This window comes from Chromatiales bacterium (assembly GCA_020445605.1).
Taxonomy (GTDB): Bacteria; Pseudomonadota; Gammaproteobacteria; order JAGRGH01; family JAGRGH01; genus JAGRGH01.
In genome coordinates, this window is record JAGRGH010000051.1 from 118,430 (window position 1) to 130,735 (window position 12,306).

Below are 12,306 nucleotides of genomic sequence, written 5' to 3' on the forward strand. Positions count from 1 at the left end.
CAATACGGCGCGTGCCGGGGTGGCGAAACAGGTAGACGCGCCAGACTCAAAATCTGGTGGTGGCAACACCGTGCCGGTTCGAGTCCGGCCCTCGGTACCAAAGTAAAATGAAAACGGATCGGCCTGCTTTGCGATTTCCCGCAGAACCCACTGCGACCGGGCCGGCCTGGTTTCCGGCCCCGAATTCCCGCCGCCATCATCGCACGGCCACTTCGAGAGTTCCTTCGCAAAAGTAGACACCCACTGGTTAGTTGCACTGGCGTTCGAACTCGATCGGTCCGCCGTATCGAGGTGACCGGCGGCCTTCAAGCCCCAGACCATGCCGATGGCACAATATCGACATGATGATCGCACTGGATCCAGCCGTCGGCCGACCCGGAATCGTCCGCAATGCGCCCCTTCCGGTCGAAACGATTCACGTCGGCCGCGCACGATGTCTATCTTCGGCAACGAAAATCTCCGAAATCGCCATCGATCAGGCGTTGGCTTTGGCGCGCGGAGTCTTGAGCACCTGGATGCAAGCCCGAAAGCCGTCCTCGCCAGTGGCGTTTCCGCCTGATCTCGTCGTCGCGCCATGGGTGCGCACCCCCAGGGTGACACTGCGCGGTGGCTGACGCGGAATCGCGGCACAGTGACGATCGACAGCAAACAACGATTCCAACGCGCTGTTTTGATTGTTGCGGCGCTGCTGTCGGTCGTGGCTGCGACCGCCGCGGGCGTCTACTGGTGGGATGTAATCGTCGTGGCACTGCTCGGCGCGCTGGCGTTCTCCAAGAAGATGTTCACGCTGGCAGGTCTGTATCTATTGCTGAAGAAGTTTGCCCTGGTCCTGCTCGGCGGCACCAAGAAGATACTGATCGGCGTGATCGGCCGCTTCCTGATCCTCGCGGCGCATACCCGCTGGCACGCTCTGCGCAGGCTCATCGTCGGTCTCAGGTGGTGGGCGCGCCGCACCCGTCGCAATCTGCGTTCACGATGGCAGGGCCTGGGTTGGGTGGACCGCACATTGACCGTAATGGGCGCAATCCCCCTGTTGCTGATCATGGGCCTGGTCGCCGTGGTGTACATGCTGCCTAAATCGGTGTGGGCATTCCTGATCGGCCGCCTGGAAAACCTCTCCGGCGCCGCGATCCTCGAACGTACGCTGCCGAAATCTGCACGCTACAAAGTTGCTGAAACGCACAAACAGGCGCGGGATCTGATCAAGCAGAAGCTGACCGGCCGCGTGCGTTACCGTGACAAGACGGGCAATCGGCAAGCCGGGGAAGACTGAGCCTGGCAGGGCCGCCCGAGGAAATTCACACGGTGCGTCCGGGCAGCTACGCTCGCGGGCCGAAGCTTTCGGTCTCGCGTGTGATCCGTAGCGGACGGTTCGCGAGACAGGGACGTCCCGCCCGAAAATTGAACACACAAGCGTTTGATTTTCGTGAGCCACCGAACCGCGCTTTTCGGTCGCGATGTTGAAAAGGCCATGAATGGGCCTTTTTCAACAACCTGTTAAGGCTTCAGTTGGTTGGCGTCACAGAACCGGACAGGCCATCGTTACGCCGGGCTGCCGGTATGGCGTTCTCGGTTTTGCCCGGATTGTAGGTGAATGGCTGGAGCAGCGTCCGGTGCAGGGATTGTTCCTTCGGCTCCCTGAAGTATTCCAACCCGTAGGTCAGTTTGCGTTGTTCGTCCCACTCGATAAATTCGTAGGTCCCGAACAAACGATCCCAGAAACTGAATATGTCCCCGTAATTCATGTTGGTGTGTTCGCGCGCGGAGGCATGATGCGTGCGATGCAGATCGGAGGTACATACCACCAGGCGCAGAATGCGCTCCAGGCCACGCGGCAGATTGACTTTCGAGTGCGGGTAGAACACGAACAGACTGTACGCCAGATCGTAGATGATCAGGACAATCAGCGGCACCCCCATAACGAGCGTAAGCCCCACACGCAGCGCCATCTCGAAAAGCGTCTGGAACGGATGGATGCGGAAGGAATCCGAAAAATCGACGTCCAGATCACTGTGGTGGACGATGTGCACGCGCCATAGCGGTCGCCAGGTATGCATGGCGCGGTGCAGCCAGTAGAACAGGAAGTCGGCAACCAGAATGAAGCTGATTGTCTGCGCCCACAAAGGAACACCATTCAGCCAGTTGAATAACCCGATGCCCACGTTCCCGGCGGACGCTTCCACCGAGACACCAAAAAAACCGAACAGCACCAGGTAGGCAACGAAACTATTGACGATATGTATGCTGAAGTTGACGAACCAGCGCCGCAGTACCGGGCGCGACGGCATCGTCAGCGGCAGAACCGCTTCCAGTATCGCGTAAAAGGAAACGATTCCCAGCAGATACCAGAGGTTGCCCCCCTCGTGCAGGAACACGAGCGTCTGTTCGAAGGATTCCATGCGACCGGAATGGTCGAGAGGCATCCGCTGAACGCGGATGCCCCGACAATCGCGTTACTTTCGAGAACGGAAGTAACGGGCGCCCAGGGCCGTGACGGCCACGGCCAGCACGACCAGCGCGGGACTGCTCATCGCGGGCACAGCGGCGGTTGGCGGCGAGCCGGTCGCGGCAAAGACGGAAGAGCAGGCAAGCGACAACGCGCCAAACATAAAGACATAACGCTTCATTATGATCCCCCCAGATCACTAAGTTTGTCGGAAACCCGGTGAATCTTTTCAGCAATCGCTCCGACCGTCAACCCGCTCGGCCCATATGCCGCGAGTTCGGCACGAATGCGGACCCCGGGCCCGGCGTGGGCAGCGGGCATCATCCGCGATGTAGGGTGCGCACCGCGCACCGCCTGACCTCAAAAACCATCAAAAACGGGCTCCCCCTTTTACTCTGCGCTGCAAATGCGGCGCCAGGATAGATGGCGACAGTGGCTACTACCGATGCCACGAACGAGTTGGCCGCGATGCTGACGGAGGTCAAGCATCGAAGGCCGCTCACTCAGCGCATGGATGCGCTTGAGGAGGAGCGGGTGGCTCTGGGCGTGCGGCTCTCGGATGCCCAGCAAAACGCGAACCCAAAAATTACTGCAATGGAGCCCGCAGATCTCGAGGAGTTCGCAAAGCAATGGCGAACCGACTGGAAGGCGGGACGATAAAAAAACAAAAAGCCGCCTTTCGGCGGCTGATCAACTCTGTGGTATTCGACGGGGAAGAACTCGAAATCGAGCCTAACCTGTCGGCCTTAACCGCATCTGGGGTTAAGGTGGCGTCCCCTAGGGGATTCGAACCCCTGTTGCCGCCGTGAAAGGGCAGTGTCCTAGGCCTCTAGACGAAGGGGACGTAGCAATCGGCAGAACGCGACATTTTATGCTGTTGCCCGCCGTGCTGTCCACACGCAATTGCCGTCCAACATCGGCTCAGTTCATCAGGTCGACTTCGACCCCCCTGGCCCGCAGGGCGTCCGCGCGCGACTGCACGAAGCGCTGAAAGCTCGGCTGTGTGCGGTAGGCCCCCTCGCCGACATAGGCCAGTGACGCCTGCACGTGGAACGACTTCAGGTAGCCCTCGGTGCGAAAAACCTCGGACCCGCCGGCATCGAAAAACACCAGGCTCGGCGTGTAGACCACCCCGAGTGCGCGGGCCCATGCAGCTGCGCTCGTAGTCTCGCCGGCGGGCGTCGTGAGCGACGTTGTCGAGTTCGCGTCGAGCACCGCGACGTCGAAACCGGCGAGCAATTCGCGCGTCGCGGCCCGGCTGAAGATGTCGCCGTGCAACTCGTCGCAAGCCCGGCAGTTGCCCTGATCGAACACCACCAGCAACGGGCGGCCAGAGAGTGCATCGCGAGCATTCAGGTGAAACGGCGGAGATAGAAAGCCCGGCCCCGCGCGCGATACGCCGAGGGTGCCGAACGCGGACTCGCGAGCCGCAACGAACGACCTGAATCCGGCACGCCCGCTGCCGCCGGCAGTCACATAGTCCAGCGCGGCTTCCAGTTGATCCGGCGGGTAGTACCCGTTGATGCGCAGCGCAACGGCGCCGTCGGAATCGAGCAGCAACAGGGTTGGCGTGAACATCACGCGCAGATCGGTCGAAAAATCCTTCTCGCTCCTAGCGCTGCCGTCGAACCCGGTCACCTCGCGATCGCCCCAGAGGTTGATCGCGATGACATCGTAATCTTGCCTGAGCTTCTGAACGATCGATGCGACGGCGAGATTCTCGCGCAGCAGCTTCGCGCAGTACGGACAGCCGTCCTGATAGAAGTAGAGCAGGACGCGGCGCCCGGCATCGCGCGCCTCGGCAACATCCTCGCGGATGTCCAGGAACGAGGACTTGAACCAGCCGGGTTTTTCCTCGTAGCCGGGATTGACCATGCCGGCGCCGAGCGCCGTTTCATGTGCGGTTGTCGCCGCCAGCGCACCGGCGACGGGCAACATCAGGGCCAGCGCGAGTAGTCGATGGACCCGCGCGGTGAGCATGTCTTCAGCCGGAACCGAGCAGCCGGTTCACGGCGTCGAGATCGGCGCGTGTCAGCGTGCCGGCGGCCCGTTTCAGTCGCAGGCCGTTCAGCAGGTAGTTGTAGCGTGACTGCGCGTAGTCGCGCCGCGCGGCGAACAGATCGCGCTGCGCATTTAGTACATCGACGATCGTGCGGGTGCCCACCTCGAATCCGGCCTCCGACGCATCGAGCGCACTCTGCGCCGAGACCGTGGCCAGCCGGAACGCCTCGACCTGCCCCGCGCTGGAGACCACGCCGCGGTAGGCATCGCGAACCTGGCGATCGGCGGAACGACGCGCGCGCTCCAGTTCCTCGGTCGATTGCTCGAAACGGAACTGCGCCTCGCGCGTGGCGGAAACCACCGAGCCGCCGAGATACAGCGGCACGCTGAGTTGCAGGCTCAGCGCCGTCGTTTCGCTGCGGCTGGCCGATTCCGAATAGGCATGGCTGCCGACCAGGTCAACCGTCGGATGGTGGCCGGAACGCGCGAGTTCGATGCCACTGCGGGCGACTTCGGCGGCATTGCGGGCTGCGATGACACCAAGGTTGTTCTCGGCCGCCTGCGCGCTCCACGCATCCGGGTCGCTGGGCGACGGCAGCGCAAGTTCGATCTTTGCGTGCAGCGGTTCGAGCGACGGATTCGCCTGACCGGTGACCTCGCGCAGGGACTCGTGCGCATTGTCGAGCGCATTCTGCGCGACCAGCACGCGCGCCTGCGCGGCGTCGAACGCCGCTCGCGCCTCATGTACGGGGGTGATCGCAATCAGCCCGACATCGAAACGCTGACGGGCCTGGTCGAGCTGACGACCGATGGCCTTGAGTTCCGCCTGCGCAAACCCGAGGTCATCCTCGCCCGACAGAACGCCGAAATAGCGTTCCGCGACGCGAATGATCAGATCCTGCGCAGCATCCCCGTATTGCGCCTCGGCCTGGGCAATGGACGCATCGGCCTGTTCCAGGGCGACCCAGTAATCCTTGCGATACACCGGTTGCACGACGACCAGCGAGGCGTCGTTGTCGTCGAAATACGAAACCCCGGACGGCGCGGTCAGCGAAGCGTTCTTGCGATCCTGACGCACACGCCCCACGCCGGCCTCGAACGACACCGCGGGCAGCAGTCGTGCGCGCGCCTGCGGCTTCGCCTCACGCACGGCGTCACGCGAGGCGCGGGCGGCGCGCAGCTGCGGATCGCCGGCGAGCGCCTGATCGTAGGCCGTAATGACATCCGTGGCCGCATGCGTGGACGCGGCGAGCGCGAGCCCGGCGAAAGCGCTCAGAATTTGCAGGGGTTTGATCACAGCCTGGACCGGGGTGGACAGAACAATGCGCACGAGTTTAGGCCATGGGTCGCCCGCTCGCCATTGCGAATGCTCAATCGCTGACTGAAGTGAAGCCCTCCGGGGCCTCGCCTCCGTCACCAAAGGCAAAGCGTTCCAGTTCACGTTCGAGAAACGCACGTGCCGCCGGATCGAAGACCTTCAGACGATGTTCGTTGATGAGCATGGTCTGACGTTCCAGCCAGCGTTGCCAGCCCTCACGGGAGACCTGATCGAACACGCGCTGACCGAGTTCGCCGGGGATGGGGGGGCGATCAAGACCGGGTGCCGCGCGGCCCAGGACGACACATTGGACGGTTCGACTCATCGTGCTACTTCAGGTTCGTGGATTCGTTGCAGGCCCTGCAGCAAAGCACTGACGGGTGCCGGCATGCCGCCCGGGGCTGGCGTTCCGGGTTTATACCAGAGCCGGTCCGGCGCCTCCATGCAGCGACCGGACGGCGCATCGACGCGCAGCAACATCGGGCGTATCACCAGCGAAAAATGCGTGAATTCGTGCCGCAGCTCGGGCCATTGCAACAGCTCGCGGGGCGTCTCACCCAGCGAGCTTCGACACCACATCTGCGCGGTAGTGCCCGCCGGAAGTTCAGGCAGCGTCCACAGCCCGCCCCAGACGCCTCTGGGCGGGCGGCGCTCCAGCAGCACGCGTCCGTGCCGATCGCGAACGATGAGGAAATCACCGCTGCGCTCGGGTCGCACCCGCGCCGGCCGCGGGGTCGGCAACCGGCTGGTCAGCCCGTCGCGCGCGGCCTTGCAGTCGCCGGTGAATGGACAGGCCCCGCAGTCCGGACGCGTGCGTGTACAGCAGGTGGCCCCCAGGTCCATCAGGGCCTGCGTGTAGTCGGCGACCCGTTTGCGCGGTACCAGCGACTCACTGAGATCCCAGAGCCTGCCGGCGATCGCCGGGTTTCCGGGCCAACCCTCGACACCGAACACCCGCGCAAGTACGCGCTTGACGTTGCCGTCCAGGATCGCCGCGGGCCGCTCGTAGGCGAGCGCGACGATCGCGGCCGCCGTCGAACGCCCGATGCCGGGCAGTCGCTCGAGCAGGGCCGGATCGTCCGGGAACTCGCCCTCATGCTGCGCAACGATCTCGCCCGCGCTGCGGTGCAGGTTGCGCGCCCGCGCGTAGTAGCCGAGCCCGGACCACAGGCCCAGCACCTGATCCAGTGACGCCGACGCGAGCGTGCCCACGTCCGGAAACCGCAGCATGAAGCGCTGGAAATACGGCAGGACGGTTTCCACGCGCGTCTGCTGCAACATCACCTCGGAGACCCAGACGCGGTACGCCGTGCGCGGATGCTGCCAGGGCAGGTCCTGGCGTCCATGGCGTTCGAACCAGCCGAGCAACTGGCGGCGGAACCGCGCACGCTGGGCAGCAGCGGGGCCGGTCACGGTGCCAGCGCCGCGTGCTCGATGCCCTCGACGCCGGCGCGCGATTCCTGCTCCAGCGCGCGGCGCACCAGCCACGGCCCGAGCAGGGGCGGCACCCAGAACGCGGGCTCGAGTTCCGAGTGCATGCGCATGCCGGTCGAATCTGCGCGCCGCGCCAGCTCGACGACGATCCGACCGTAGCGAAAATCGGATTCGTCCGGAATCACGGTGGCAACGAATCGATCGGGCGTCTCGCGCTGCACGTGCTGCATCTGACGCATGGTCTTGCAGAACACCAGCACGCAGACGCGCGCCAGCGTCCGGACCGACTGTGAACCATCGACACGCCGCTCGACGACCTCGCTTTCGACGATCGCACCGCTCAGGCCGGACAGCCGGCCGTAGTCGGAGAGCACTTCGCGAACCCGCTCGACACCGGCGTCGAGATCCGCGTCGACGTCCAGCACGTAGCGCTCGCCGCTGCGCGTCACCTCGAGCCTGTGCACCTCGAGCGCATGCGCGCCGGACGCCACGAGCGCCAGCGCCGCAGCGGTCCGCCGCGCTCGCGAAAGCCGCGCGCGCGTCAGCGGAACAGACCCTTCAGCAGCTCGCTCGGCTTGGCCTTTTCCTCTTTCTCGGCGGCTGGCGCCTGCGCATTCGCCGGCGCGACCTGTTCGCCACCGGACTGACCGCCGCCGAGCAGGCCGCGCAGCAGATCCTTCTTTGGATCGCTCTTGCCCTTGGCGGCATCGTCGGCGATGAGCTTGTCGAGCTTCGATCGCGCGCGGTCCTTGAGTTCGTCCTTGGCCTTGGCCGTGAGGATCGTGCCCCAGTCGATGCTGTAACCGAGATTCGCGTACGGCCCCTGCGCCCGCACCGGAATCGCTACGCCCGTGAGGTCTTTCAGCCCCTGCCCGCCCTGACCCTCGAGGGAATCGACCACGGTCACGCGCAGTGTGTAATCGAGTTTTTCGGCCGGCAGGTCGACCTTGCCGTCACCGCCGATGCGCAGCAGCGGCGAGCGCCCGTCCAGATCGTTGCTGGTCAGGATGCCGTCGCTGACCGTCGCACTCGCGGAAAGCTCGGAAAAGTCCGTCTGGTTCTTCGCGTCGGCCGGCGGCGCTGTCTTGCCGGTGAAACGCGCATGCGTCTCGCGGATGAGCTGCGCGACGTTGATGCCCTTGACCGCGCCGTTCTCGAAGCGAAACGCGAGGTTGCCGTTCAGCGTTTTTTTCAGCGCGACATCGGTTGCGCCCGTGGCCGCCAGCTTCGCGCTGAGCCGACCGGTACCGGTGAGCCGGTCCTCGCCGGTCAAAGCCTGTAGAACCGGGCCGATCTGGATGCCGTTGGCCTGCTGGTCGACCGTGACTTTCGGGGCCTGGCCACGCGCGTCGATGTTCAGGCTGAGATCGTTGGCACCGCCGTAGAAACGTCCGATCTTCTCGTTGACGCTCACCTGTCCATCTTCGGCCGTTACGGTGAGAAGCACATCCCCCATGGTCAGCCCCGAGGCCGTCAGCTCGCCGAGCTTGAACTTGCCGTCGAGGTTCAGGGCGCGCAGCATTTCGACCGGCAGTTCCGTGGCGGCGGCCGCGGTGGCGGCGGCGGGATCGGCCGGGGCGGGCTTCTCACTCGCCGGCGGCAGGTAGCGGTCCAGATCCAGACGGTCGAGGGTCAGGTCGAAACGCAGGGCCTGGGCGGCGAAATCGGCCACCCCGACCCGACCGCGCAGCGAACTGTCGTCCAGGGTCATCACGAGGTTCTCGGCGAACGCCGACTTCTCGCTGGCGTCGATGGCGAATTCCAAGCTTGCACGCCTGAGCGCGTTGGCGTCCGCGGTATCCAGCGCCACGCCCCAATCGGCCAGAACGCTGCGCAGATCAAACGGTGCGATGGCCGCCTTGCCCCGAACCTTCGGCGCGGCGCCCAGCGCCGTCGCATTCAGTTCGCCGGTGAGCTTCAGCGCACCGGTCGTAAACGAAAAATCCCGCAGGGTCGCCGAGTCGTTTGCAAGATCGCCGGCGACCTGGGCGCGCAGTTCGGCATCGACCGACTTGCCGCCGACCACCTCACCGGCCAGCTTCAGCGCGAGTTTGAGGTCCGCGAGCGACCACTTCTTGGCGTCCATGTCCGCCGCGGCGACCGTATCCAGGCTCAGGCGACCGCTCATCTGCGGCTGTTCGCCACTGATGTCGAAGCCCAGGCGCACGGGCAGCGGCGCACCCGGTTCCAGCTTGCCGGTGCTCAGATCCAGGCCCGAGATCGTGGTCTTTTGTCCGCTCGCCATGTCGGACCAGCGGATGGTGGCATCCGTGACCTCGAGCCCGCCGACCGTCAGCGCCGCGATCGCGGCACCGCCCTCGGCCGGCTTTTCCGCCGGAGCCTGACCGTTCTTCGCGCCAAGATCCTCCCAGTTCGAACGGCCGTTGCGGTCCTTGGCCAGATTCAGCACCAGGCCATCGAGTTCGATGGTGTCGATCTCGACCTCTTTCGACAGCAGCGGCAGGAGCTTCACGCGCACGTTCGCGGAATTGACGGCAGCGAACGGTTCCGGTCCGAAACCTGTCGCGTTACCGAGCGCGAGCGCACCGGTGTGCACGCCCAGCCACGGAAACACCGAGAGTTTCAGATCACCGGTGATGGTCAGATCACGCCCGGTATGCTTGCGGGCCTGCCCGGCGATTTCTTCCTTGTAGTCGTTCGGGTCCACGAACAGGGGCACCAGGATCGCCGCCGCGACGATCAGTACGACGAGGACCGCCACGGTCCACAACAGGGTCTTGAAAACGCGTTTCATGACGGACGCTCCGCTATGCCGCCGAATGGAATCGACACCCGCGACCTGTGGTCCCAGACTGGAAGCCATCATGCGCAAGTGCCTGCCACAGACGCTACCCGATGCAGCGTAACGTGTTCAACCACGAAGCCAGCCGCGCGATCGTTACGGTTTGTGTCGCCGGTGCGCTCGTGCTCGCCGCAGGCTGTACGGCCCCGGCGATGCGCGACGCGCCAGCCATGCCGGAAGCGCTCGCCAGCTGCCACGCACGGCTCGTAGACGCCGACCGACGCCATGCCAGCGCCGGAACCACGGATGCGCAATCGACCCGAGTGCCAGGCTTTCCCCACCTGCGCACCAACCGGTTCCTGGCCAGCCTGCGCAAGGACCTCACCGGCCCCGAGCACGTTCGGGCCTGGATCGAAGCCATGCGGAAGCTCGACGCCGAAGCCCGCGGGATCGAAGCCCTGAACGCTGGCGGCAGCGCGCAGGAACTCACGGAACGACTGGATTGTGCGACACGACTGGCCGCCTTTGACTCCACGCAGCCCGACCGCGTTCAACGCCTGCGAGATTCCGCCGGCGTAGCGGACAACTACCGCGGCGCCTGGCGGGTGCTCGGACTCTACCCGCTGACCCGGATTGCCGTGCGCAGCGGCGCGGACCGGTTGCGCAACGAGGTCACGGCGGCATTTGCGCGGGGTCCGGCGGCCACTCCGGCGCGTCGCTATCGGCCCGCGGTTACGGCGGGTGACGCTCATGGCCATGTCAACTTCGCGGCGGTTGCGCGTGACCCGCTCGGCCGGCCACGCCCCGAACCGGCCGTGCTGGACGCCCTGTTCGCCCGCCACGCGCCGATCATCGAAGCGGACTCGACCGCCGATGCGGACCGCATCGGCCGCCCCGCCTGGCGCTCCGCAAGTGCCCCGGCCGCAACGCTGGATACGAACGATCCGGTCGTCTATGCCCTCGCCTCGTACACCCGCTTCGATGCGCGCGTACTGCTGCAACTCAATTACGTGTTCTGGTTTCCCGAGCGCCCGCGGGCGGGCGCCTTCGACCTGCTGGGCGGCCACCTCGACGGGCTGACCTGGCGCGTGACCCTGGACGACGACGGGTCTCCGCTCCTCTACGACACCATGCACAACTGCGGCTGCTATCACTGGTTCTTTCCGGCTCCGCGCCTGATCGCGCGTGCTGAGCAAGCGCCGCTCGCGGACGAGGGCGCCCTGATACCGGCCGCAGCGCCGACGCTGAATTCCGCGCAACGAATCGTCCTGCGACTCGAGACGGGCACGCATTTCATTACCGGCGTGAGCGCCGGAAGTGCTGCGGGCGGCCTGAACTACCGGCTGGCGGACTACGACGATCTGCGCCGCCTGCCGCTGCCCGAAGGCGGCAGCCGGAGCCTGTTTGGGCCGCACGGATTCGTCGCCGGAACCGAACGCGCCGAACGTTTCGTGCTCTGGCCGATGGGCATCGAACGCCCGGGCGCCATGCGCCAGTGGGGCCATCACGCGACCGCGTTCATCGGCCGCCGACATTTCGACGAAGCCCGGTTGATCGAACGCTATTTCGAGCGCGCGCCGTGAGCGCGCGGATCGTTTCCGGGCTGATCGGGCTCGGGCTCGGTTTCGCGACCGCCTGGGCCGACGCTCCTGTGCCGATCGCGAACTGGGACGCCCCTGATCGGCCCGGCTGGGTCGAGAAGGCGTTCGCGGGGGAAACCCGATACACGCCGGTCCGCGACCGGGACGAAACCGTTTTGCGTGCCGACGCATCCGCCAGCGCCTCGGGCCTGGTGCGTGAGATTCGCGTCGACCTGACCAAGACACCCATCCTGCACTGGCGCTGGCGTGTCGATGCGCCACTCACCGGCCTGCACGAACGCACGCGCGACGGTGACGACTACGCGGCGCGCGTCTATGTGATCGTCTCGGGTGGATGGCGCTTCTGGCGTACGCGCGCGCTGAATTACGTCTGGTCGGGCAACCAGCCCGCCGGCGCGAACTGGCCGAATGCCTACACCGGCAATGCGCGCATGGTCGCCGTGCGTGGAACGGACGATGCATCCGGCGCCTGGTACGAGGAGCGTCGTGACGTGCGCGCGGATCTACGGGCGCAGTTCAGTGAGGAGATCGACATCGTCGACGCCGTTGCGATCATGACCGACACCGATCAGAGCAAACGCGACGCAACCGGCTGGTACGGGGCGATCTGGTTTTCGGCGGACTGACTCAGGCGATTGGAGCGGGTGATGGGAATCGAACCCACGCCATCAGCTTGGGAAGCTGAGGTTCTACCATTGAACTACACCCGCGGATTGCGTCCGTCATCTTACGGCAACTGCCGAGGTTTGCCGCAAGCGCCCGC

Annotated in this window: 13 protein-coding genes and 3 tRNA genes; 6 read left to right on the forward strand and 10 right to left on the reverse strand. The window is 65.2% G+C overall.

Annotated elements, in window-relative coordinates; all coding sequences use genetic code 11:
• Positions 1-13 precede the first annotated feature (13 nt).
• The 3 genes from KDG50_12970 to KDG50_12980 all read left to right on the forward strand — a co-directional run bounded on the left by KDG50_12970 (position 14) and on the right by KDG50_12980 (position 1,273).
• Positions 14-100: transfer RNA gene (locus KDG50_12970), tRNA-Leu, on the forward strand.
• A gap of 241 nt (positions 101-341) precedes the next feature.
• Positions 342-614, forward strand: coding sequence for a hypothetical protein (locus KDG50_12975; protein MCB1866329.1), 273 nt, complete (start codon positions 342-344; stop codon positions 612-614).
• 17 nt (positions 615-631) lie between these two features.
• Complete coding sequence (locus KDG50_12980; GenBank protein ID MCB1866330.1) at positions 632-1,273, forward strand: hypothetical protein; 642 nt, start codon at positions 632-634, stop codon at positions 1,271-1,273.
• Between the two features lie 232 nt (positions 1,274-1,505).
• Here the strand turns inward: KDG50_12980 and KDG50_12985 are convergent, their stop codons facing one another.
• Positions 1,506-2,399: a sterol desaturase family protein gene (locus KDG50_12985; protein MCB1866331.1), complete on the reverse strand. Its 894-nt coding sequence runs from the start codon at positions 2,397-2,399 to the stop codon at positions 1,506-1,508.
• A 54-nt stretch (positions 2,400-2,453) separates the two neighbouring features.
• Positions 2,454-2,627 (reverse strand): hypothetical protein, encoded by a 174-nt coding sequence (locus tag KDG50_12990; protein ID MCB1866332.1) that lies wholly within the window; start codon positions 2,625-2,627, stop codon positions 2,454-2,456.
• Positions 2,628-2,878: 251 nt separating this feature from the next.
• Here KDG50_12990 and KDG50_12995 point away from each other — a divergent pair, with 251 nt between their 5' ends.
• The gene (locus KDG50_12995; GenBank protein ID MCB1866333.1) at positions 2,879-3,106 is read left to right on the forward strand and encodes a hypothetical protein; all 228 of its coding nucleotides are present in this window, start codon (positions 2,879-2,881) and stop codon (positions 3,104-3,106) included.
• Between the two features lie 108 nt (positions 3,107-3,214).
• Here KDG50_12995 and KDG50_13000 read toward each other — a convergent pair.
• From KDG50_13000 to KDG50_13030, 7 genes are all read right to left on the reverse strand, one after another.
• Positions 3,215-3,290 (reverse strand) — tRNA-Glu (locus tag KDG50_13000).
• A gap of 77 nt (positions 3,291-3,367) precedes the next feature.
• Positions 3,368-4,426 (reverse strand): thioredoxin fold domain-containing protein, encoded by a 1,059-nt coding sequence (locus KDG50_13005; GenBank protein ID MCB1866334.1) that lies wholly within the window; start codon positions 4,424-4,426, stop codon positions 3,368-3,370.
• Between the two features lie 4 nt (positions 4,427-4,430).
• Positions 4,431-5,744: a TolC family outer membrane protein gene (locus KDG50_13010; protein ID MCB1866335.1), complete on the reverse strand. Its 1,314-nt coding sequence runs from the start codon at positions 5,742-5,744 to the stop codon at positions 4,431-4,433.
• Between the two features lie 73 nt (positions 5,745-5,817).
• Complete coding sequence (locus tag KDG50_13015) at positions 5,818-6,090, reverse strand: oxidative damage protection protein (GenBank protein MCB1866336.1); 273 nt, start codon at positions 6,088-6,090, stop codon at positions 5,818-5,820.
• Positions 6,087-7,178: an A/G-specific adenine glycosylase gene (mutY, locus tag KDG50_13020; protein MCB1866337.1), complete on the reverse strand. Its 1,092-nt coding sequence runs from the start codon at positions 7,176-7,178 to the stop codon at positions 6,087-6,089. The genes KDG50_13015 and mutY overlap by 4 nt, the downstream gene beginning before the upstream one ends.
• Positions 7,175-7,690: a hypothetical protein gene (locus tag KDG50_13025; GenBank protein MCB1866338.1), complete on the reverse strand. Its 516-nt coding sequence runs from the start codon at positions 7,688-7,690 to the stop codon at positions 7,175-7,177. Before KDG50_13025 ends, mutY begins: the two co-directional genes overlap by 4 nt.
• A gap of 50 nt (positions 7,691-7,740) precedes the next feature.
• Positions 7,741-9,954 carry an AsmA family protein gene (locus KDG50_13030; GenBank protein MCB1866339.1) on the reverse strand — a complete coding sequence of 738 codons (2,214 nt, stop codon included), beginning with the start codon at positions 9,952-9,954 and terminating at the stop codon, positions 7,741-7,743.
• A gap of 113 nt (positions 9,955-10,067) precedes the next feature.
• Between KDG50_13030 and KDG50_13035 the strand changes: the two genes are divergently transcribed.
• Together KDG50_13035 and KDG50_13040 are read left to right on the forward strand one after the other, a co-directional pair.
• The gene (locus tag KDG50_13035; protein MCB1866340.1) at positions 10,068-11,525 is read left to right on the forward strand and encodes a hypothetical protein; all 1,458 of its coding nucleotides are present in this window, start codon (positions 10,068-10,070) and stop codon (positions 11,523-11,525) included.
• On the forward strand, positions 11,522-12,169 hold the full coding sequence (locus tag KDG50_13040) for a DUF3047 domain-containing protein (protein MCB1866341.1): 648 nt from the start codon (positions 11,522-11,524) through the stop codon (positions 12,167-12,169). Before KDG50_13035 ends, KDG50_13040 begins: the two co-directional genes overlap by 4 nt.
• A 10-nt stretch (positions 12,170-12,179) precedes the next feature.
• Here the strand turns inward: KDG50_13040 and KDG50_13045 are convergent.
• Positions 12,180-12,253: transfer RNA gene (locus KDG50_13045), tRNA-Gly, on the reverse strand.
• Positions 12,254-12,306: the final 53 nt, after the last annotated feature.